Source organism: Bacillus cereus group sp. MYBK14-1 (assembly GCF_051916885.1).
GTDB classification, from domain to species: domain Bacteria; phylum Bacillota; class Bacilli; order Bacillales; family Bacillaceae_G; genus Bacillus_A; species Bacillus_A cereus.
In genome coordinates this window covers 55,497-77,255 of the sequence record NZ_JBQAHM010000009.1, presented here as the reverse complement: position 1 = coordinate 77,255, position 21,759 = coordinate 55,497, and the positions used below count along the sequence as shown (strand labels likewise).

The following is a 21,759-nucleotide window of genomic DNA, read 5'->3' as shown; positions in this document are numbered from 1 at the left end:
CCCTTGATCGATACAAAAAACTTTCATTGTTATCTCCTTAAAGTATAAGTATGAAATTGCTTTCAGGGCAATATTTAACCTTATAATACTGAAAGGAAGGAGATCTCTCCTTCCTTTTGGTAACAACTTACATCCATCTTACCCTGTCATGTAACAATCCATCCGTAAAATTATTATGCCCCATTACAAAATCCTTCATATATAAATTTAAATACTCACCGTACTTACTTTCTGTATTTAATAACAACTCCTCGACGTAATAAGCACCTTGTTCAAATTGATCTAAAAGTAAACTGGACAAGCCCGCATAAATCCCGCACCCTACCTGAAAATACGTTGCATTCGTTTTATATTTACGAAAAACTTGGCTACTATTCATCACATTATACATATATGTCTCACTATTTTCATAAACGAGTAACACACCGACCAAGTCCTCTCCAGCAACCTCTTCTTCCGCTGGATTAAACACTTTACGATTCCAGTTCCATAAATCTTCTACTTGATCTAAGTTCTGTCTAATTATATTTGTTGTATACTCATTAATTCGATAAAGAAAACCAACTTCCATATTGAAGTTTTTCCCTAAAATTAATACTTCCTCATGTGGCATTAAACAACCATAGAATTCTTTTTCTCCTAACTTCACTTTATACTCTGAAGAATATACATCTTCATAAAAGTAAAGAGGACGATGATGACTCATATACATCGGATAACTCCAGATCGCTTCATCTAAAAATCGCTCTACTGCCCATGAAGCATAAAGTGTATGTGGCTTTATAAGTGCTGTATCATTCAAAAATGATGTGTCATGTTCTACAATATAACATGCTCTTGGCCTTTCATTTGGTCGTTCCTTCATAAGCTCAACAACCATCCATTGAACAACACCTGGATTCATACCTGAACCTATAATCGCTTTTGTATTTGTAAATTTCTCTTTCTCCTTCTCAAACCTTGTATATCTTTCCGTAAGCTGAAAACCGATTAAGCTATCGTCCTGATCTACTGCCTCATTTTCCAAGGCTGAATTAATATAACAAATTCCTAGTTCATTACAGCAGCTTAATACTCTAATTGTATCTGCCCCTGAAACATCAATCACAACACTCGTTCTTTTTTCTTTTAAATGTTTTTTAAATTCCACTACATTTTGAAGGTTTATTTCATATAAATATAATTGATCTTTCAAATTCGAAAACAACTCATCGTAATAATTCCTATCTTTTTGTTTTATATCCACCAAATGAAATTTAGCATTCTTTAATACTTCATAAATTGGATCTTTTTCATTTGCTATCGCTTGATTTAAAATTGCTAAAACTGCTTTTGCTGCTCCACCAGCACTACCAAGCAATGTAATTGATAACGAATTCGGAAACTGCTCCACAAACAAAACCCCTTTAATAAATTAGTTGAGCAGCTCCTCCTCAAAAAATAAATTGAATATATAATAAGATAGCTCGTACACAATGTTTATAAGTTAGTGCAAAGTTACCTTTTAAAAAATCACACTATACTATGCTTATATTCAATTCATTTTCCCCTCATCTCCAAATTAAACTAAAACAAATAGGCTCGACCTTTTCTTCTGCATATAAAAGAAAAAGCCAGCCCTTTCAACTAGCTTACGGACAATGGACAGATTTTACATGTTGAATATTTACATACATTTTCGCATCACGTGCTTTTGATATTTCAATATGACCTTCATCAATTTTCGCCATTTTTCCAATTTTATTGGACTCCTCACCTAAATCGAACACCATAATTTTCCCAGCCATTTTAATAAGCTGTTCTTCAAACGTTCGAGCTAACGTAATATTTAACGGATTCACGGGGAGTTCATTTTTATTGAGGGCATAAGGCACTTGATTTTCTTTATACGGAATTAACCATTTCAAGTGTTTTAAAGATATATATACAGTTTTATAAACTGGACTATAAAAAACAATATAATCGTTCATCACACTTGTAACATAACCATGTATTGGAGCATTTCCGGCTACATAAATTTCCGTAAAAATCCCTTTAGATGTACTTAATACTTTCCTCAAAGAAATTGAAGGAGACTCTCTCTTAATTACAGAATCCACATCTGGTTTTGAGATTTCTTCATCATTTGATCTTAAAAACTTATAATATTGTACATGATATAAAGATATATATACGTAGTCTTGTCCATTGTAAAGAACAACGATATCATTTCCTACATCAATTAATACACCTTTAAATCTTTTTTCACCGATTAATTTAACATATATATTTTCTCCAATACTTTTGTTTAACTCATTCATCTATATCCTCCTTCCTACGAATTTCTTCTTATCTGTCTTCCATTTCTAAAAAAATAATCAGGGCAAAGTTCTGTTTTAATAGTAAGTAATTCCTTTTCATACTATCGAAATAAGAAATTGTTCTTCTCTTTCCCTCATAATGCCCCTCTTATTTATTAAACATTATTCATCTTCATTCTTTTTACATTTAACTACTTGACTCACACTCTTAATATGAGACTTAATTACATAAATAACTTCATCACCGTTTACTAGTGTAATACAGCCATGGTGTACCTCACTTAATAAACCTTCCACACACTCTGGACCGCCACGATTAATTTTTACCCACTTATACTTCAAGTCTTTTAATATATCTAAAAAAGTATCCTCATCAGAGCAGAAACATGAACTATAGCAATCGCCACATTTACTTTCTTTCACTTTCTTCACTAGACTCTTCACATGTTTCAACTGATAATATACTAATTCACCATGAGGTAACTGTAACGTTAGATAATCTTTTCCTAACGATACGAGCTCACCAACTCGACTTTCTGGTCCACGAAGGTTTACTTTTACAGTCTCACCAACTAAACATTTAATTTGGTCACAGCATAATACATTCTCCAATTTCGTATCCCCCTTTCTTATTATCTTCCTCTACTTGATTGTCTTTGTGCACGAGCACGACCTGAATTATCGCTACTTTCCTTACTATTGTCGCTCTCATCGCTCTCTCCGCATGCTAAAGCATTATAGTTAACACTTTTAATATGCTTTATTGCAATTAATATAATTTCTTCTTTTACGATTAATGTTACGAAGTCACAAGAAACATCTTGCAAAATGCCTTCCACTTTCTCTGGACCGCCGCGATTAATTTTCACCCAGCAATATTTGAAACTTTCAAGTAGTGCTTCAAAATCTTCTGCACAGGCGCAATCTTCCCACTCACAATCACTTGATCCACATTCTTTCGCATTTTTTGTAATACTTTTTAGATGTTTAAGTTGATAGTAATAAAGCTCACCTTTTTCATTCTTCAATACGAAGTAGTCCTGACATACTGATATTATTGTTCCTTTTTGAGATTCTGGACCACCCCTGTTTACTCTCACAAAAGATCCAATTAAGTCTTTCAAAAAATCACAATGAAATAAACTCACGAGAAAACCCCTTCCATTAATTTATAAGCTTTTGCACTGATAGTATATGTATCTGTACAGGTTACGTTCTCTATGTTTGTCCTAGCTAGAAAAAAATATGCTTTTAACATGGTAGACTACTACCTATCAAAATTTGAAGAAAGGCTAAGAACTCCTTATGTTTTTGATATCTTCAAACAAAAAATCCCTTATGAAGATACATTTCTGCATATCTTCATAAGGGATTTCCCATAGTTTAATCTTCGTCTTTAACATCCATATCTTCTGGAATTGGTTCGTTCAATATTTCTTCCACTAATTGCTTATATTTCTCCATTTGTTCTAAATGCGTATTGAATTGTTCTTTATTTACTAAATATTGCTCTCCATCGAATAGCGCACGAATTTTCTTTTGCTGAATTAACTCTTCAATATACGATTTTGGTAAATTCAAATACTCCGCAGTCTCTTCTACTGTTATATACAATGCGTTCATTCCTTTATTATTTTTTCATCTATACTGTATCTTACTTTACTTTATTTTTGTAAACAAATAAAAAAGATTTTGTAAATGCAGTTCAAAAAGCAGGTAGATGCATTCCATATATTGTATAGTATTATATAGTAAGAATTTTTTAAATATAGAATGGTATTACCCATTTACACAAAGGAGAGTTAACATATGGCTACTCGTCACATCATTACAATGTTAGAAAAAACACTACAAGTTGAAACAGAAAACACAATTTCTCATTTGAATGTATCTTTATCTGATCGTTTTCTTTCTCAAAGCACAGCAATACATGAAAACAATTGTTATCATACAATTGGTGAATGGTACAAAAATCATTTCTTATTCCAACAAGATGATTTCCTTTGGGCTAAATATGCTTTCTATGACGCATATTGTGAAGCCATCAAAAAACAAGGCCATCTTACAAAACGCGTCCGTCAAATATTAGAATCATTGGCTCGAAAACATGGAAAACAATATATTGCTTCTATACTAAATATGCCATTTCCTAATAAACGCGCTAAAGGGACAGCGTAATTTAGCCATGTTCTGCGTAAGCAAAACATAGCTAAATTGTTTTCTAAGATGCTTTACCAATAAAAATGTTCATATCATATGAACTGATGAAACCGGTGTCATTATAATGATTGAAAATATAGTAAACAGGAAAACCCCCACGTACATCTCTCATCCATTTGAATAGAGAAGTATGTGGGGGTATACTTGTTCCTTATTATTTTATCATCTGCTTAATCAGTTCGCGATTTCTCTTCTTAAATACTTCATTATGAGAAGAAACCATTCCGTACTCACTTGCATCTGGTTGGATAAATTGCTTTGCTTTATTCACAGCATTTCCAGCATCTTGGAATGCACCTGCAATTAAGTGTAGTTTCCCTTCGTGCTTTAAAATATCTCCAGCAGCATATAATCCATCTACTGAAGACTCACTATTTGCATTACCTGCAATATAATAATTATCTATAATTGCAACGTCTAACTCACTATTTTCTAATAATGTAATGTCGCGTTCATATCCATGATTAATAATAACTTCATCAATAGGTAAGTGAGAAACCTCACCTGTTTCATGATTTGTTAATTCTACATATTCGATCGCTTCATGATTATCACCAGCAATTAATTTTGTAATCGATGTATTAAAGAAACACTCCGCTGAGCTGTTCATAAGTTGTTTTACTTGTGCTTCATGACCAGATAATTCTTCTTTTCTATAGGTTACATACACTTTTTTCGCAATTGGTTCCAATTCATTTGCCCAATCAACAGCAGAATTGCCTCCACCGGAAATAATAACTGTTTTACCTTTGAAACGCTTTAAAGATTTAACTGTATAATTTAAATTCGATACTTCAAATCGCTCAGCACCTTCAATAGATAACTTTTGCGGTTTCAATATACCACTTCCTGTTGCGACGATAACTGTTTTTGAAAAGTGTTCTTCGCCAGTACTTGTTTTTAATGTAAAAGTACCATCTTGATTACGAATAATCGATTCTACTTTTGTATCTAATACAACTTCCGGCTTAAATGTTAACCCTTGCTGTACAAGTTGTTCAATTAACTTATCACCTGTAACTGGCAATAGTCCTCCTACATCCCAAATCATTTTTTCCGGATACACATGTATTTTTCCACCTAAATGTGGTTGAAATTCTATTATTTTTGTTTTCATTTCTCTGAGTCCACTATAAAAAGCTGAATAAAGCCCTGCAGGTCCTCCGCCTATCACGGTTACATCAAACAATTCTTCTCGATTCATTCGTGCTCACTCCTCAGCTATTAATCATTGATTATCATTCTCAATAAAATATAACCTGTTTCCGCAAAATTTACAATCAAAATTACTATTGACAATACACCTATATAAAATTATATTATTTAAAGAATCAATAGTGATAATCATTATCATTTTGTTAATAATTAGCAAATTTGAGATTACATCTTCTTTTATTAATATGGTTAATACTATATTATAAAATCTCATATTCAAGATTTTTAATAAATCATTTTGCTTTACCACTACTCTTTCAAAAAGATTGCAGTTAAACAAATTATTGTATACACATATCATCTATGTTAAAGGAGAAAGACGATGAAAAAGTTATTTATTTCACTAACAGTTCTTTTCGTTCTTGTTATGAGTGCTTGTAGCAATGGCTCTACAGACAAAAAGAACGATGCAAAAGGTAGTAAATCAGAAACAATTACATACCAATCTGAAAATGGTAAAGTAGAAGTTCCTGCAAATCCAAAACGCGTTGTTGTACTATCATCATTCGCTGGTAACGTAATGTCATTAGGTGTAAATCTTGTTGGGGTAGATTCATGGTCTAAACAAAACCCACGTTTTGATAGCAAACTTAAAGATGTTGCTGAAGTATCAGATGAAAATGTTGAAAAAATCGCTGAACTAAATCCAGATTTAATCATTGGTTTATCAAATGTTAAAAATGTCGATAAGTTAAAGAAAATCGCTCCTACTGTAACATACACTTACGGAAAAGTTGATTACTTAACACAGCATTTAGAAATTGGTAAGTTATTAAACAAAGAAAAAGAAGCAAAAACTTGGGTTGATGACTTCAAGAAACGTGCACAAGAAGCTGGTAAAGAAATTAAAGCAAAAATCGGTGAAGATGCAACAGTTTCTGTTGTAGAAAACTTCAACAAACAGCTTTATGTATACGGCGAGAACTGGGGCCGCGGAACAGAAATTCTGTACCAAGAAATGAAATTAAAAATGCCTGAAAAAGTAAAAGAAAAAGCATTAAAAGAAGGTTACTACGCATTATCTACTGAGGTATTACCTGAATTTGCTGGTGATTACTTAATCGTAAGTAAAAACAAAGATACTGATAACTCATTCCAAGAGACAGAATCATATAAAAACATCCCAGCAGTAAAAAATAATCGCGTATATGAAGCAAACATGATGGAATTCTATTTCAATGATCCACTTACATTAGATTTCCAACTAGACTTCTTCAAGAAGAGCTTTCTTGGTAAATAATACAAACATGAGGAATTCTTAATTTAAGAATTCCTCTTCCTTTATTCTATGAACAGAAAAGATGTGAAACGAATGACAAAAGATCATGACAATCCACGTTCTATAGCTTTTACATACAAACTAATTTTAAGCTTAATTGCATTCTTTCTTATTTTTATGGTTGCAATGGTATTAGGTGCTGCAGATACTTCGATAAAAGATGTATGGTTAGCACTCACTTCCTCCGCTAAAGGAGACAAAATATCTATTATTCGAGAAATACGTTTACCACGTGAAGTTGCTGCTATTTTTGTAGGAGCTGGATTAGCCGTTTCTGGGGCAATTATGCAAGGATTAACACGAAATCCACTTGCGGATCCTGGATTATTAGGGCTATCTGGTGGAGCAAATGCTGCGCTTGCACTGACACTTGCTTTCAACCCTTCCATCAGCTATCTTTACTTAACATTAGCTTGCTTTATCGGTGCTGCAATTGGCGCAATTATGGTATTTGGAATTGGTATGGTGAAAAAAGGCGGCCTTTCTCCTCTTCGAATTGTATTAGCGGGCGCTGCAGTTTCAGCATTTCTACTCGCAATTTCAGAAGGAATCGGCATTTACTTTAAAATTTCACAAGATGTATCACTTTGGACTGCTGGGGGCGTAATTGGAACAACTTGGAGCCAATTAAAAATTATTATTCCGGTCATTTCAATTAGTATCTTTATCGCTATCTTACTAGCAAAAAAATTGACAGTTCTTAGTTTCAGTGAGGAAGTGGCTATTGGACTAGGTCAAAAAATTATTGTTATTAAAACTATTTTATTTATCATTATTATCTTACTTGCAGGTGCATCTGTAGCGCTTGTTGGAAATATGGCATTCATCGGCTTAATGGTACCTCACATGGTACGCCCAATTGTCGGTCCAGATTACCGATTTGTTATACCGATGTCAGCAATTGCTGGAGCTTCCTTTATGCTACTTGCAGATACAATCGGACGTACTATTAACGCTCCATACGAAACACCAGTTGCGGCAATTGTCGCGATTGTAGGGTTACCATTCTTCCTATTCATTGTACGTAAAGGAGGAAAAACATTCTCATGATGCAATCTATTTTAAGAAAACAGCGTCTCATTATACTCGCTTTACTTATAGTAATCATCACAACCATTGTAGTTGGAATGGGACTTGGTTCAGCATCTTTATCTTATGATCGACTACTCCCAACATTAATGGGGCAAGGGACTTTTAAAGAGGAGTTTGTTTTATACTCTTTAAGACTACCTAGAATTGTCATTACGTTATTAGCTGGTATGGCTCTTGCTTTATCAGGGGCTATTCTGCAAGGAATTACCCGAAATGATTTAGCTGAACCTGGTATTCTTGGTATTAACTCTGGGGCTGGTGTTGCTGTTGCTATTTTCTTTTTATACTTTCCAATAGACGTAGGTTCATTTCTTTACTTACTACCTGTCGTTGGATTTATTGGGGCATTTCTGACAGCTGTTCTAATTTACGTGTTTTCATATAGTAAATCAACTGGACTTCAACCAATCCGATTAACATTAACTGGTATCGGTTTTGCATTTGCACTATCTGGAGCGATGATTGTCCTTATTTCATCCGCTGATCGTATGAAAGTGGACTTTATCTCAAAATGGATTGCCGGAAATATTTGGGGAGATGACTGGATTTTCGTTTTAGCAATGCTCCCATGGTTAATCGTATTAATTCCGTTTGTTTTCTATAAAGCAAATCGATTAAACATTTTAGCATTAAACGAACCAGTCGCAATTGGCGTTGGAATTGAAATTGAAAAAGAACGCAGGTACTTATTAGTTGCAGCCGTTGCACTTGCAGCCGCAGCTGTTTCCGTAACAGGAGGAATTAGCTTTATCGGATTAATGGCTCCTCATATCGCGAAATCTTTAGTAGGTCCAAGACATCAAATCTTCATGCCTATCGCCCTTTTAATCGGCGGATGGCTATTATTATTAGCAGATACAATCGGACGAAATATCGTTGATCCTAATGGCATTCCAGCAGGTATTGTCGTTGCTTTAATTGGGGCTCCTTACTTTATGTATTTGTTGCTTAAAAAAGCTTAAAAAACACCCTCAAGATTTCTTGAGGGTGTTTTTGTTTCATTCTACTGCTGCCCATACCCTTCAAACTTCTTCGCCAAATTCTCCATCTCATCTTCTGGCAATAGCTTTGGTTCCCCAATGCTTTTCGTTTGATAATAAATTTGAGCACAAAACTCAATCTCTTCTGCAACAGTAAACGCCATTTTTATATTATTTGCACCAGCAATTAAACCGTGATTTGCAAGTAAAACAGCACGGCGATCAATCATGCCTTCAAAAGCAGCCTCCGCTAATTGCTTCGTACCAAATGTTTCATACGGTGCACAGCGCACATTCGGTCCTGCGAAAGCAATTAAATACGATACAGCAGGAAGCTCCCATCCTAATGATGCAATCGTCTTCGCGTAAGGAGAGTGTGTATGCACAAGCGCATTTATATCTTCACGCTTCCTATAGTAAATAAGGTGCATATCTAATTCACTTGATGGTTTTCTCTCTCCTTCTACTACTTCACCATCTAGGTTTAATATAACTACATCTTCAGGCTTTGTTTCATAATACTCTAAACCACTTGGGCTAATCGCAACAAGACCTTGTTCACGATTAAAGATACTAATATTACCGCCCGTTCCCTTTGTTAAACCACTAGAAATCATTTTCTTTCCATACGCTACAATTTCTTCTCTTTCTTTTTGTAATAACATATACATCCCCCTAAGTATGAAGCTTATGATGACTGACTTTTACATTTATCTACTTATTGAAATAGCTTTTTTAAATTCTCCGTAAACGGTGCCTTTACAATCCCTTTTTCTGTAATAATCGCTGTTACATTTTCATGTGGAGTAACATCAAATGCTGGATTATATACTTTACTTTCTTTCGGAGCTGAATATTTTCCGAAGCGATTAATCACTTCAGAAGCATCTCTTTCTTCAATCGGAATTTCTTTTCCTGTCGGTGTTTTTAAGTCGATTGTCGGCGTTGGCGCTGCTACATAAAACGGAATGTTGTAGTATTTCGCTAAAATAGATACGCCTAATGTTCCAATTTTATTTGCTATATCACCGTTCGCTGCTACACGGTCACATCCAACAATTACCGCATCAATCTTCCCTTGTGACATGACCATAGCTGCCATATTATCTGTAATAACAGTAACGTCAATGCCTGCTCGCTGCAGTTCTAATGCTGTTAAGGTTGAACCTTGTAATCTAGGGCGTGTTTCATCAGAATAGATTTTTAAGTCCCATCCTTTTTCTTTCGCTAAGTACATGGGAGCTGTCGCGGTACCATACTTAGTTGTCGCTAACGCACCAGCATTACAATGTGTTAATACTCCCATTCCATCATGGAATAATGTTAATGCATGTTCTCCAATTTGACGGTTAATTTCTTCATCTTCTCTATGAATCTCTTTTGCCTCTTCTAGTAATCTATTTTTCAGCTGTGAGATTGATAAATGAATATTATCTGTCGCTACACTTTCCATTCTTTCAAGTGCCCAAAATAAATTTACGGCAGTCGGTCTTGATGTCGCCAAGTATGTACATACCTTTCTTACTTCATCCATAAATCCTTCTTCCGTACTTTCAGCAAATTCCTTTATCCCTAAATACACTCCATAAGCAGCTGAAACACCAATCGCGGGTGCACCTCGTACTTTCATTACTTGAATCGCATCCCACACACTTTCAGCTGTTTTAAAAGATTCATAGACAATTTCATTTGGTAATAACGTTTGATCTAACAAAACTAAAGCATCATCTTTCCACTGAATTGGTATTAATTGCTCTTCCATCATATTCTCCCCTTACTTCGCGTAGTGCATTGACTGTTCTTTTAACGTTTCTACAAAACTTGTGCCCGTTCTATATTGATTCGCTCGTAAAATAAAACCCTTCGCTACTTGAAGACAAATTCGCTCCGCTCTAGCACGTGCTTCCTCATTCCCAATACAAGTAATATCTTTTACTTTCGCTAATCCAACAATACGGCGAATTAATTCCAGACCTGTCACTGCAGCTGTATCCTCTAATACAGATTGCAAATAGACTTCGCTAAAGCCTTCTTCCTTCGCCATAATCTCGGTCACATGAATATCCCAAGCACCTAAAAACTTCTGCTTAAATAAATCAATTACCTCTACCATCGTAGTTTGTAACCAATCCATATACGTATCTTTCTTAGCTCCAGGTGACATCGTTGCATCTGCATTCACCCAAGCAAACATTAAATTCGCCATTACATTCCCAACGTCATATCCCATAGGTCCATAAAAAGCAAACTCAGGATCAATAACCTTTGTAGAATCATCTCTTACAAAAACAGAACCAGTATGTAAATCACCATGAAGTAATGCCTGTGCATTCGTCATAAAAGAAAATTTACGTTTCGCTACTTCCATACGAAGCTCTTTATCACTATAAATATGTTCCCTAATCCATCCCTCATTTAACTGAAATAACTCATTACGCTTATTATGATTTGTAAATGGTTCTGAATATACGAGGTCCTCTGTAATCTCACATAATTCAGGATTTATATAATTCTTCACAAGTTCCTTCTTCTCTTTATGATTCATTACAACATCCGATGTTAATAAAAGTGTATTTACCATAAAAGTAGTTAAGTCGTCAGCAAGCCTCGGAAATATTTGATGATTTATAAGTGCTGTACGTAATATTGTGTGATCCGATAAATCTTCCATTACGCAACAATTCATCACACTATCAAATAAATACACCTTAGGAACAAGTCCAGGTGCTAACTCATCCTCTAACTGCAAAACATCTGATTCTATACGAATACGATTCGTCGACAACTTAAACTCATCTGAAATGCGAGCTGTATCCCCAGCTTGCTTTACGATGACAGACATGTTCTCTTTTTCATCCCAAACGCGGAACACATAATTTAAATTGCCATCACCTATTTCTTTACACTGTAACCCCTTTGCATGTTCAAACTTAGATAATTTCTCTTTCACATATGCAATCACATCTTTAGCTTCCATTAAAAAATACTTCATGAACTTAGACATGGTTTCCCCTCCACACTAATTGTAAGCGTTTTCTAAAAGCTATAAAAAATAATAGGATTAAATCTTTCATCCTAAAATATATGATCTTCTTTTTGAAATGTATATCTAGGTTTTATTATATCTTGTTAGCACTTTGAGTCAATGTTTCTAACTATTATCGTAATATACTTCCTAATTATATATTTGAGATGACAAAAATTGTTCAAAAAATTTCCGATTCATTTTATTTTATTTATCACAAAATTCTTTGTAAAATAGAAGTAAGCAGTTCCTTTTCAAAACCACAACTTCTAAGAAATATCTCCTTCCTAAGAAATTAAACTTACACACTATCTCTAACATACACACTAAACTTTCAACTACTCATCTAAAATTTATAGACTTAAAATTACCTTTCCATTCCCTGTTAGTCTTAATTGAGAATAAATATTAATTAAATTGGTATAAAGTTGGTTTATTCTCTTGACAAAATAACCACTTCTATATGATAATTAATATCGAATTAGAATTATTATAGTTAATTAAAAAATATATTTTATGAGCACACTATTTTTTGATGCTCAAAACCAACATTTAGGAGGAATTTTAACATGTTATTAATCGGCACAGAAGTAAAACCGTTTAAAGCTAATGCTTACCATAATGGAGAATTTATCCAAGTTACTGACGAAAGTTTAAAAGGAAAATGGAGTGTAGTTTGTTTCTACCCAGCTGACTTCACATTCGTTTGCCCAACTGAACTTGAAGACTTACAAAACCAATACGCAACTCTAAAAGACTTAGGCGTTGAAGTATACTCTGTATCTACAGACACTCACTTCACTCACAAAGCATGGCATGATAGCTCAGAAACTATCGGCAAAATCGAGTACATCATGATTGGTGACCCAACTCGCACAATCACTACAAACTTCAACGTTTTAATGGAAGAAGAAGGTCTTGCTGCTCGTGGTACATTCATCATCGATCCAGACGGCGTTATCCAATCTATGGAAATCAATGCTGACGGTATCGGCCGTGACGCAAGCATTCTTGTTAACAAAATTAAAGCTGCTCAATACGTACGTAACAACCCAGGTGAAGTTTGCCCAGCTAAATGGCAAGAGGGTTCTGCGACACTTAAACCAAGCCTTGACCTTGTAGGCAAAATCTAAGGAGTTCGATCAAAATGATACTAGATGCAGATATAAAAACACAACTATCCCAATACCTTCAATTAATGGAGAACGATATTTTACTTAAAGTAAGCGCAGGAGACGATAACGTATCTAAAGATATGTTAGCTCTAGTAGACGAATTAGCTACTATGTCATCTAAGATTACAGTAGAAAAAGTTGAATTAGAGAGAACACCAAGCTTTAGCGTAAACCGCCCTGGTGAAAACACTGGTGTCGTATTCGCTGGTATTCCATTAGGACACGAATTTACATCATTAGTGTTAGCTTTACTACAAGTAAGTGGACGCGCTCCAAAAGTTGAACAAAAATTAATCGATCAAATTAAAAACATTCAAGGCGAATATCATTTTGAATCTTATATCAGCCTAAGTTGTCATAACTGTCCTGATGTTGTACAAGCTCTTAACGTAATGAGCGTTCTTAACCCTGGTATTACACATACTATGATTGATGGCGCTGCATTCAAAGAGGAAGTAGAAAGCAAAGACATTATGGCAGTACCAACTGTTTACCTAAACGGCGAATCTTTCGGAAGCGGTCGTATGACACTTGAAGAAATTTTAGCTAAAATGGGTAACGGTCCAGATGCATCAGAGCTTTCTGATAAAGATCCATACGATGTTCTTGTTGTTGGTGGCGGCCCTGCTGGTGCAAGTGCAGCAATTTACGCAGCACGTAAAGGCATCCGCACTGGTATCGTTGCTGAGCGCTTCGGTGGTCAAGTAATGGATACTATGGGTATTGAGAACTTCATCAGCGTAAAAAAGACTGAAGGTCCTAAGCTAGTAGCAAGCCTTGAAGAACACGTAAAAGAATACGACATCGATGTAATGAATCTACAACGTGCGAAACGTTTAGAGAAAAAAGAACTTATTGAAGTGGAACTTGAAAACGGCGCTATTCTGAAAAGTAAGAGCGTAATCGTTTCTACAGGTGCTCGCTGGCGTAATGTTGGCGTACCAGGTGAAGCTGAGTTCAAAAATAAAGGTGTAGCATATTGCCCACACTGTGACGGTCCATTATTCACTGGAAAAGACGTAGCAGTTATCGGTGGAGGTAACTCTGGTATTGAAGCAGCTATCGACTTAGCAGGTATCGTTAAGCACGTAACTGTTCTTGAATTCATGCCAGAATTAAAAGCTGATGCTGTATTACAAGAGCGTCTTAACAGCTTACCAAACGTAACTGTTCTGAAAAACGTTCAAACGAAAGAAATCACTGGTACTGATAAAGTAAACGGTATTTCTTACATCGATCGTGAAACTGAAGAAGTTCATCACGTTGAATTACAAGGTGTATTCGTACAAATCGGTCTTGTGCCAAACACAGACTGGTTAGGCGAAACAGTTGAACGCGTTCGCGGTGAAATCGTAACAGACAAGCACGGCGCTACAAACGTACCAGGAGTGTTTGCTGCAGGTGACTGTACAAATAATCCGTACAAACAAATCATCATCTCTATGGGTTCAGGTGCAAACGCAGCTTTAGGTGCATTTGATTACTTAATCCGTAACTAATAAAAAAGACGCGCTACCTATTGGTAGCGCGTCTTTTTTATTATATTTCATGTAAATAGTTATCAAGTTCCTTCCAACTCATTACTGTATAAGGTGTACCTACATTCAATACTACTTTTACATTTTCTGCTACTATTTGCATTCTCTTAGTTGGATTATCTCTTTTTCCTGAAGGATAAATAGCAAGTTTCATCATTTCTTGCTTTCCATCTTCATAAATCCTTTTCTTTAAACCAAATTGGTTAATTTGTTCCTTTGAAGGAACTTCTTTGCCTTCCCAGTCACATATTTCAAATAGAGGATACCTATCTCCGTGCCATTCCTCAATAATCTCAATGACTTTAAGAATAATACAACTCCCTGATACTAATTCATAACTAACAGCATCACCTGCTTTTAAAGAAGTATTAGCTATAAATCTTTTCGGCACTTTTTTAGCTTCTGGCTGCCGAGAATGTAACTGCTCTCTTAGTTTATTTAAAACTACTTCACGTTTCTTCTGTAATTTAGGTTCTTCTTCCCAACGGGCTAAATCTGCACCACTTTCTATTATTTGCAATGCCTCCTGCTTAACATTCTCTTGAAGTCTCCCTAACCTCCATTGTATGGAAGCAAATACTAACCAAAAAACAATAGTCTCTTCATTATCTAATTCATTCTTGTATTCCTCAATTACAATCCTACTTGCGTCCTCATTTGAATATTCATTTGCTAACAAATCCTTATACAGTAACTTAATATCTTCAGCAATATCGTCTGATAATATTGCTACTCCCCAAGCCCCCATACATTAACACTCCAATCTATAAACTAAAAACCTCTCATTCCCATTCTTCTCATAAGCACCTGGCAATCTAACTTCTTTCTTCAGCTCAAACGCAGTCTGATTTTCTAAGAAGAAAATATAGTCCTCAGAAGGATAATATAAAATAATATCCACTTCTCTCCCCGTTTCTTCTACTGAAAGCAAAATGTTATTTACTACATTCATAAACACTTGTACAGAAAATGGATTAAAGAAATAAAACCTATTATCATGTGGATCAATCTCATATTCCTGCGCTAAACAACATTGGAATTGAATTTTCCCCTTACTGTTTCGTGCCTTTCGTGCATAACGATCTCGATTATCCATCGCTTCTTTATAAAACTCTTCATTCATTTCAATTCCAACTGCTGAAGCACCACATTTATGATGCATATAAAAGTTTAATCGCCCTTTTCCGCACCCAAAGTCTACAATTCGGTCGCTACTTCGTATTTCATATTGATTCAATAACTCATCTAACCCGCTATACGGTGTCGGTTCATAGCGATGATAATGCATAGACTTGTTAAACCCTTTTTGCTCACCGACTGTTTTTATATGTAAAACTGCATCGTAATATTGTTCGTTCATTCGTTTTCTCCTATTAAAAAATGGTACTTATTATTATACACCATGTACTGGAGGCTCATTTTTCATCAAATTAATAGGTACGTGAAATTATATTAACGATTTTCTTAATATATCTATCGTAACTTCAAATATATCAACGATTTTCTCAATATATCTATCATAACTTCAAATATATCAACGATTTTCTTAATATATCTATCATAACTCAAAATATATCAACGTTTTTTCAAATATATCGATTTGCCGACAATTCACGACAAAAAAACAGGAGCTCTCTAGCCCCTGTCTTCTAACACTTTCAATACAGTTTGTTTCAATATTTCTACCCCATCCATAATACAACTATGATCAAACCTCATATACGGATGGTGCAATCCAGGTTGTAGGTCTGCTCCTAGTCCAAGCATGACAGCTTTTAAATGTGGTCTTTTCACTGTATAGTAATGGAAATCATCGCTTCCTGTCGTATAGAGAGGCCCTGTGCATCTCTCTTCCCCATACACTTCGAGAATACCTTTACGCATAAAGCGCTCTGCTTCTTCGGAAACCTCTGCTCCTGGTGCAAGATCCATCCATTCGTATGAAGTTTTTGATCCCATCGATGCAGCTGATTCTATTACATGCTCAATCTTTTTCTTTAATTCTTCTAATAGTATATTACTCTCTGCTCTTACATCTAAACTGAAATGACCATTTCCCGGAATAATATTTAAATTATCACCACCAGCTTGGCATCTCGTCATTTTTACTGAATAAGAACTTTGCGGTGGCAGCCAAATATTTTTCAAACCGATATTAATCATGGAAATGACATCAATTGCATTCACACCTTGATGTGGTCTTGCCCCGTGTGCATCCTCCCCATGAATCATACCCTCTAAAAATCCTGCTGCTCCATGACGAATAGATGGGGCTGCTTGTTTCAAAGATAGTTCTTCAATTGGTCTTAGATGGACGCCAAATAAGAAATCAGCATCATCTACAGCACCTTTCTCCACCATCTTCAAAGCACCATTCCCCTTCTCTTCTGCTGGCTGAAAAATAAATCTAACCGTACCACTTTTCCATCTCATATTTTTCAATTGTAAAATAAGTCCCATTACAATGGTCATATGAGCATCATGGCCACATGAATGGTTCGCTTTAAATTCTCCATTTACTTCTTGCCAAAGTGCATCCATATCAGCACGAATCGCAATAACTGGATTCCCGCCTCCAATCTCAGCAATTACACCTGGACAATCATCAAATGTTCTATATGAAATTCCTTCTTCTTTTAAAAAGTCAGTAATATACGCTGTCGTTTCATATTCTTTCCAACTTACTTCAGGGTTTTCGTGTAAATGCTGAAAAATCTCCGTTAAGCGCTCTTGTAGTTCTAATGTTTTCAACGTTCCAGTCTCCTTCCCACATTACAAACGATTCGGGTTAATTATACTTATGAAAAACAGATGTTTTTATGAACATATTGAATTTTAAGAAAAAAGTCAATTATTTATTTTTAAATACTTAAAAAGCTTACTCTGCACTTATATTACAAACTAAACAAACAACTAGAACATTCCTTATTTTCTGTTTTTTATGTTGACGCTTACATAAACTTTTAGTTATCATAACCTAATAAACGTCTATTTTACGACAATTCTAAAAATACAAACAAACATACGTAACAAGGAGGAACTTTATGAAAAAAGAAATACCTTTTGGAATAGCGATTATCCCTATTATCATTACCGTTGCAGTTATGATGGTTACAATTGTTGTATTAAAACAAACCCCTCACGTTCCACTTATTATTGGTACAACCGTTGCTTCTATTGTCGCTTGGCGTTACGGTTACAAATGGAATGATCTTGAAGAAGCAATGTATAAAGGGATTCGTCTTGCATTACCCGCTATCGTCATTATTATTCTTGTTGGCTTAACAATTGGTGCTTGGATTGGCGGTGGAATCGTCGCAACGATGATTTATTACGGTTTAAAACTTTTGACTCCATCACTATTTTTAGTTTCCATTACCGTCATTTGTTCTATCGTAGCATTAGCAATTGGTAGCTCTTGGTCTACAATGGGCACAATTGGTGTTGCTGGAATGGGAATTGGCCTAAGTATGGGAATTCCAGCTCCAATGGTTGCTGGTGCCATTATTTCAGGCTCTTATTTTGGCGATAAAATGTCACCGCTTTCAGACACAACTAACTTAGCCGCAGGATTAACAAATACAGATTTATTCGCACACATTCGTCATATGTTATTTACTACAGTTCCAGGTTTAATTATTACTCTTATCGTCTACGCAGTCTTAGGAAAAAGCTTTGGCGCTAACAATATTGATGCGAAGAGCATCGATCAAACGTTACAAGTATTGCAACAAAACTTTGTTATCTCGCCTTTTCTACTCATTATACCCGTAGTCGTTATGGTATTGGTCGCTAAAAAAGTCCCTGCTATACCAGCGATTCTCGTCGGTATTATTTTAGGATTCTTATCACAAGTCTTTATTCAAGGTGGTTCTGTCTCAGCATCTGTCGGTGCACTCCAAGCTGGATTTGTTATAGACACTGGAAACAAGCTAGTAGACGAACTATTTAACCGCGGTGGCTTAGATTCGATGATGAATACAGTCTCTATGACAATTGTCGCTATGACTTTCGGAGGAGTATTAGAACATACAGGTATTCTTCGCTCAATTGTAAATCAAATTTTAAAGTTAGCGAAATCAGCAAAAGGGCTTATCGCTTCTACTATCGCATCTTGTTTTGCAACAAACCTTACTTGCTCTGAACAATATATTTCAATTGTTGTCCCTTCAAGAATGTACGCAAATGCCTACACGGAAAAAGGACTACATTCAAAAAACTTATCCAGAGCATTAGAAGATGGTGGAACATTAACTTCTGTCTTCGTTCCTTGGAATACGTGCGGTGTATTTATTCTCGCAACACTTGGCGTAGGTGCATTTGAATATGCTCCTTATGCTATTTTGAATTTCATCGTACCTATTATCTCAATCATTTATGGTATAACAGGCTTCACAATTGTAAAACTATCAGACATTGAAAAAGCAGAACTACTAAAGAAACAAAAAGCTCAACTAGAAGCTTAAAAATAGCGGTAAATTCAGTTCATATAGTGCGCGAGGTCGCCCTTGTTGATAGGGCATTTCCTCGCCGCAAATATGAGCATACCCGTAATCAGCTAATTTCTTTAACAACCTTTCTGTCGATCTTCGAGTTACTTGTAAGTACTCAGAAAGGTCAGCTGCTGTAAACTTCAATGACGGGTGCGATTGACTAAATTGAATGATTTTTGACAAGTTGGCCGGACTAAGCTTTGTTTCCTTCGCTATTTTCATTAGTTCCGGATTATCATTTTTCAAACTTTGTACTCTCTGTTCTTTCGGGAACGGACCAAACAAATCTTTATCACTTGTTAGTATATAAAAACAACGATCTATTGGATTGTTCTTTGCAAAACTTTGAGCAATTTTTGCATTTTGCTCCGCTTCTTTCACGGTTTTCCCATAACCAAATCCAATAGCTATCGTTCCTTCTACGCTCGCAAACAAGTTATCTATCGCATTTGTTTTAATAATTGATTCGATATCACCACGAGTTGTATACAAAATGCATGTCATTTCATCCACTTGTTTAAATGAACCACGTAGTTCTTTTGAAATGACATCTAGTTTTTCAAGCAAACTCGTTCGTAATTCTAAGGAAGAAATAATACAAGCACCAACAGTAGCTGAATAGCTTTTTGCTAACTCAGCTTTTATTTTTGCATCTTTTAGCCCATGTATAATGGATTGTGTTGGATCAATCATACGCTCTGAAGGAACACCTATTTTTTGAAGCTCGTCGTAAACAGCGTGAATACTAGTTAAAGCTAAATGAGCCTCTCCAGATTGATATTTAGCTACATGAAAATTGATAACTCTATTTATCTCATCTTTACTCCACAGCATATTTTCATAATCCAACACTTGCGGACTTTCTTTTATACCGATATCATGGAACACATTTGTAATAAAAGAGCGGTCTACTAAATCGATGGAAATGTTATGTGGTTGAATACTTTGATGATACATGATAGAAAGAATTGAAGATGCGACAGTTGTCTCGTCTTGCTGTAAGTATGTACTTGGAATTCGTAATTGTTCTCTTATTTCTTTTGCCATATAATAAGGTAAAGCACCTGAGAAAAAGATGACATCACAAGGCTTTAAACACTTTAATAGTTCAGAAGATTCCGCCGGATGAAGGTAAATATATGGATCAATTTCTATTCCTTCTAATTTTTGAGCAATAGGAAAAAGGTTGTCCATAAATTCCTTTGAACCGACAACTGCAATTTTTATCATCATTTTCTCTAACTCCTTATCATTAATTAACGACTATTTAACGTCAACTATATCAAATGTATAAAACTATTGTAAACAGGAAGGGGTTTCTATTCAATGAAAATTACAGCTATTCATCTTTACGCAATTCGTTTACCGCTTCGCAATCCGTTTGTTATTAGTTATGGCTCTTATTCTGATATGCCCTCTATTATCGTCAAAATGGAAACAGATGAAGGTATTATCGGTTACGGTGAAGGCGTTGCTGATGATCACGTCACAGGTGAATCATGGGAAAGTACTTTCTATACTTTAAAACATACGCTAACCCCTGCTCTAATCGGGCAAAATCCAATGAATATCGAAAAAATACACGACATGATGGACAATACAATTTACGGTGTTCCAACAGCGAAAGCCGCAATTGATATTGCTTGTTTTGATATAATGGGCAAAAAACTAAATCAACCTGTATATCAATTAATTGGCGGGCGCTACCATGAAGAATTCCCTGTCACTCACGTTTTAAGTATTGCCGATCCAGAAAACATGGCTGAAGAAGCTGCTTCTATGATTCAAAAAGGTTACCAATCTTTCAAAATGAAAGTTGGTACGAATGTAAAAGAAGATGTGAAACGTATTGAAGCTGTACGAGAACGTGTAGGAAATGACATCGCTATTCGCGTTGATGTAAACCAAGGCTGGAAAAATAGCGCAAACACATTAACAGCACTTCGTTCATTAGGACATTTAAACATTGACTGGATTGAACAACCTGTTATCGCGGACGATATTGATGCCATGGCTCATATCCGTTCTAAGACAGACCTCCCGCTTATGATTGATGAAGGCTTAAAAAGTTCTCGTGAAATGCGCCAAATTATTAAATTAGAAGCTGCTGATAAAGTAAATATAAAACTAATGAAATGCGGCGGCATATATCCAGCTGTAAAGCTCGCTCATCAAGCAGAAATGGCAGGCATTGAATGCCAAGTGGGATCAATGGTCGAGTCATCTGTTGCCTCTTCCGCAGGTTTCCATGTCGCTTTCTCAAAGAAAATCATTACGAGCGTAGAGCTAACAGGGCCATTAAAATTCACAAAAGACATCGGAAACTTACATTACGACGTACCATTCATTCGCTTAAACGAAAAGCCTGGACTCGGCATTGAAATAAACGAAGATACATTACAAGAACTAGCCGTCTTTCAAGACGTTGTACGCTAAAGGAGG

21 protein-coding genes are annotated in these 21,759 nt (G+C 35.5%); 8 read left to right on the top strand and 13 right to left on the bottom strand.

Features of this window, described 5'->3' with window-relative positions:
• Positions 1-127: 127 nt before the first annotated feature.
• The 5 genes from ACTFR3_RS21095 to ACTFR3_RS21075 form a co-directional block, all read right to left on the bottom strand.
• On the bottom strand, positions 128-1,393 hold the full coding sequence (locus tag ACTFR3_RS21095) for a hypothetical protein (protein ID WP_000434716.1): 1,266 nt from the start codon (positions 1,391-1,393) through the stop codon (positions 128-130).
• A gap of 238 nt (positions 1,394-1,631) precedes the next feature.
• Positions 1,632-2,300 carry a hypothetical protein gene (locus ACTFR3_RS21090; protein ID WP_001004284.1) on the bottom strand — a complete coding sequence of 223 codons (669 nt, stop codon included), beginning with the start codon at positions 2,298-2,300 and terminating at the stop codon, positions 1,632-1,634.
• A 162-nt stretch (positions 2,301-2,462) separates the two neighbouring features.
• A complete protein-coding gene (locus tag ACTFR3_RS21085) occupies positions 2,463-2,912 on the bottom strand; it encodes a spore coat protein B (protein ID WP_000432509.1) in 450 nt (149 codons plus the stop codon).
• 20 nt (positions 2,913-2,932) lie between these two features.
• Positions 2,933-3,448, bottom strand: a complete 516-nt coding sequence (locus ACTFR3_RS21080) for a spore coat protein B (RefSeq protein WP_000051527.1) — start codon at positions 3,446-3,448, stop codon at positions 2,933-2,935.
• A 235-nt stretch (positions 3,449-3,683) separates the two neighbouring features.
• The gene (locus ACTFR3_RS21075) at positions 3,684-3,923 is read right to left on the bottom strand and encodes a helix-turn-helix domain-containing protein (protein ID WP_001998970.1); all 240 of its coding nucleotides are present in this window, start codon (positions 3,921-3,923) and stop codon (positions 3,684-3,686) included.
• A gap of 186 nt (positions 3,924-4,109) precedes the next feature.
• Here ACTFR3_RS21075 and ACTFR3_RS21070 point away from each other — a divergent pair, with 186 nt between their 5' ends.
• Positions 4,110-4,478 carry a hypothetical protein gene (locus ACTFR3_RS21070; RefSeq protein WP_213746756.1) on the top strand — a complete coding sequence of 123 codons (369 nt, stop codon included), beginning with the start codon at positions 4,110-4,112 and terminating at the stop codon, positions 4,476-4,478.
• Positions 4,479-4,674: 196 nt separating this feature from the next.
• Here the strand turns inward: ACTFR3_RS21070 and ACTFR3_RS21065 are convergent, their stop codons facing one another.
• A complete protein-coding gene (locus ACTFR3_RS21065) occupies positions 4,675-5,724 on the bottom strand; it encodes an NAD(P)/FAD-dependent oxidoreductase (RefSeq protein WP_001078267.1) in 1,050 nt (349 codons plus the stop codon).
• 333 nt (positions 5,725-6,057) lie between these two features.
• Here ACTFR3_RS21065 and ACTFR3_RS21060 point away from each other — a divergent pair, with 333 nt between their 5' ends.
• The 3 genes from ACTFR3_RS21060 to ACTFR3_RS21050 are packed head-to-tail and all read left to right on the top strand — an operon-like array spanning position 6,058 to position 9,068.
• A complete protein-coding gene (locus tag ACTFR3_RS21060; protein WP_000732579.1) occupies positions 6,058-6,975 on the top strand; it encodes an iron-hydroxamate ABC transporter substrate-binding protein in 918 nt (305 codons plus the stop codon).
• A gap of 48 nt (positions 6,976-7,023) precedes the next feature.
• On the top strand, positions 7,024-8,064 hold the full coding sequence (locus ACTFR3_RS21055; RefSeq protein WP_002025239.1) for a FecCD family ABC transporter permease: 1,041 nt from the start codon (positions 7,024-7,026) through the stop codon (positions 8,062-8,064).
• Positions 8,061-9,068, top strand: a complete 1,008-nt coding sequence (locus ACTFR3_RS21050) for a FecCD family ABC transporter permease (RefSeq protein WP_000983752.1) — start codon at positions 8,061-8,063, stop codon at positions 9,066-9,068. Before ACTFR3_RS21055 ends, ACTFR3_RS21050 begins: the two co-directional genes overlap by 4 nt.
• A 41-nt stretch (positions 9,069-9,109) precedes the next feature.
• Here the strand turns inward: ACTFR3_RS21050 and ACTFR3_RS21045 are convergent, their stop codons facing one another.
• From ACTFR3_RS21045 to mtnK, 3 genes are read right to left on the bottom strand one after another with little or no spacing between them, the layout of a single operon-like run.
• Positions 9,110-9,751: an L-fuculose-phosphate aldolase gene (locus tag ACTFR3_RS21045; protein ID WP_000926557.1), complete on the bottom strand. Its 642-nt coding sequence runs from the start codon at positions 9,749-9,751 to the stop codon at positions 9,110-9,112.
• 53 nt (positions 9,752-9,804) lie between these two features.
• On the bottom strand, positions 9,805-10,851 hold the full coding sequence (gene mtnA / locus ACTFR3_RS21040; protein ID WP_439962933.1) for an S-methyl-5-thioribose-1-phosphate isomerase: 1,047 nt from the start codon (positions 10,849-10,851) through the stop codon (positions 9,805-9,807).
• Between the two features lie 9 nt (positions 10,852-10,860).
• Entirely contained in the window at positions 10,861-12,090 is a 1,230-nt protein-coding gene (gene mtnK, locus ACTFR3_RS21035; RefSeq protein WP_000033073.1) for an S-methyl-5-thioribose kinase, read from the bottom strand.
• 590 nt (positions 12,091-12,680) lie between these two features.
• On the opposite strand from mtnK, the gene ahpC reads away from it, so the two are divergent.
• Positions 12,681-13,244, top strand: coding sequence for an alkyl hydroperoxide reductase subunit C (gene ahpC, locus ACTFR3_RS21030; RefSeq protein WP_000924420.1), 564 nt, complete (start codon positions 12,681-12,683; stop codon positions 13,242-13,244).
• A gap of 14 nt (positions 13,245-13,258) precedes the next feature.
• Positions 13,259-14,785 (top strand): alkyl hydroperoxide reductase subunit F, encoded by a 1,527-nt coding sequence (gene ahpF / locus ACTFR3_RS21025; RefSeq protein WP_000599508.1) that lies wholly within the window; start codon positions 13,259-13,261, stop codon positions 14,783-14,785.
• Between the two features lie 40 nt (positions 14,786-14,825).
• Here ahpF and ACTFR3_RS21020 read toward each other — a convergent pair whose 3' ends face one another.
• From ACTFR3_RS21020 to ACTFR3_RS21010, 3 genes are all read right to left on the bottom strand, one after another.
• Entirely contained in the window at positions 14,826-15,572 is a 747-nt protein-coding gene (locus ACTFR3_RS21020) for a hypothetical protein (protein WP_000501503.1), read from the bottom strand.
• A 3-nt stretch (positions 15,573-15,575) separates the two neighbouring features.
• A complete protein-coding gene (locus ACTFR3_RS21015) occupies positions 15,576-16,184 on the bottom strand; it encodes an SAM-dependent methyltransferase (protein ID WP_001005624.1) in 609 nt (202 codons plus the stop codon).
• Between the two features lie 275 nt (positions 16,185-16,459).
• Positions 16,460-17,575, bottom strand: a complete 1,116-nt coding sequence (locus tag ACTFR3_RS21010; protein ID WP_000853516.1) for a M20 peptidase aminoacylase family protein — start codon at positions 17,573-17,575, stop codon at positions 16,460-16,462.
• A 293-nt stretch (positions 17,576-17,868) separates the two neighbouring features.
• On the opposite strand from ACTFR3_RS21010, the gene nhaC reads away from it, so the two are divergent.
• Entirely contained in the window at positions 17,869-19,290 is a 1,422-nt protein-coding gene (gene nhaC / locus ACTFR3_RS21005) for a Na+/H+ antiporter NhaC (protein WP_000711522.1), read from the top strand.
• Here nhaC and ACTFR3_RS21000 read toward each other — a convergent pair.
• Positions 19,279-20,550: a transcriptional regulator gene (locus ACTFR3_RS21000; RefSeq protein ID WP_440044800.1), complete on the bottom strand. Its 1,272-nt coding sequence runs from the start codon at positions 20,548-20,550 to the stop codon at positions 19,279-19,281. The genes nhaC and ACTFR3_RS21000 overlap by 12 nt on opposite strands.
• Before the next feature lie 93 nt (positions 20,551-20,643).
• On the opposite strand from ACTFR3_RS21000, the gene ACTFR3_RS20995 reads away from it, so the two are divergent.
• A complete protein-coding gene (locus ACTFR3_RS20995) occupies positions 20,644-21,753 on the top strand; it encodes a mandelate racemase/muconate lactonizing enzyme family protein (protein WP_065211606.1) in 1,110 nt (369 codons plus the stop codon).
• Positions 21,754-21,759 lie beyond the last annotated feature (6 nt).

Bases quoted from the DNA above. Each gene is read 5' to 3' on its own strand.
- ACTFR3_RS21070 (WP_213746756.1), top strand. From the start codon at position 4,110: ATGGCTACTCGTCACATCATTACAATGTTAGAAAAAACACTACAAGTT.
- ACTFR3_RS21045 (WP_000926557.1), bottom strand. From the start codon at position 9,751: ATGTTATTACAAAAAGAAAGAGAAGAAATTGTAGCGTATGGAAAGAAA.
- ACTFR3_RS21075 (WP_001998970.1), bottom strand. From the start codon at position 3,923: ATGAACGCATTGTATATAACAGTAGAAGAGACTGCGGAGTATTTGAAT.
- ACTFR3_RS21065 (WP_001078267.1), bottom strand. From the start codon at position 5,724: ATGAATCGAGAAGAATTGTTTGATGTAACCGTGATAGGCGGAGGACCT.
- ahpF (WP_000599508.1), top strand. From the start codon at position 13,259: ATGATACTAGATGCAGATATAAAAACACAACTATCCCAATACCTTCAA.
- ACTFR3_RS21015 (WP_001005624.1), bottom strand. From the start codon at position 16,184: ATGAACGAACAATATTACGATGCAGTTTTACATATAAAAACAGTCGGT.
- nhaC (WP_000711522.1), top strand. From the start codon at position 17,869: ATGAAAAAAGAAATACCTTTTGGAATAGCGATTATCCCTATTATCATT.
- ahpC (WP_000924420.1), top strand. From the start codon at position 12,681: ATGTTATTAATCGGCACAGAAGTAAAACCGTTTAAAGCTAATGCTTAC.
- ACTFR3_RS21000 (WP_440044800.1), bottom strand. From the start codon at position 20,550: ATGATGATAAAAATTGCAGTTGTCGGTTCAAAGGAATTTATGGACAAC.
- ACTFR3_RS21090 (WP_001004284.1), bottom strand. From the start codon at position 2,300: ATGAATGAGTTAAACAAAAGTATTGGAGAAAATATATATGTTAAATTA.
- mtnK (WP_000033073.1), bottom strand. From the start codon at position 12,090: ATGTCTAAGTTCATGAAGTATTTTTTAATGGAAGCTAAAGATGTGATT.
- mtnA (WP_439962933.1), bottom strand. From the start codon at position 10,851: ATGATGGAAGAGCAATTAATACCAATTCAGTGGAAAGATGATGCTTTA.
- ACTFR3_RS21055 (WP_002025239.1), top strand. From the start codon at position 7,024: ATGAACAGAAAAGATGTGAAACGAATGACAAAAGATCATGACAATCCA.
- ACTFR3_RS21020 (WP_000501503.1), bottom strand. From the start codon at position 15,572: ATGGGGGCTTGGGGAGTAGCAATATTATCAGACGATATTGCTGAAGAT.
- ACTFR3_RS20995 (WP_065211606.1), top strand. From the start codon at position 20,644: ATGAAAATTACAGCTATTCATCTTTACGCAATTCGTTTACCGCTTCGC.
- ACTFR3_RS21060 (WP_000732579.1), top strand. From the start codon at position 6,058: ATGAAAAAGTTATTTATTTCACTAACAGTTCTTTTCGTTCTTGTTATG.
- ACTFR3_RS21050 (WP_000983752.1), top strand. From the start codon at position 8,061: ATGATGCAATCTATTTTAAGAAAACAGCGTCTCATTATACTCGCTTTA.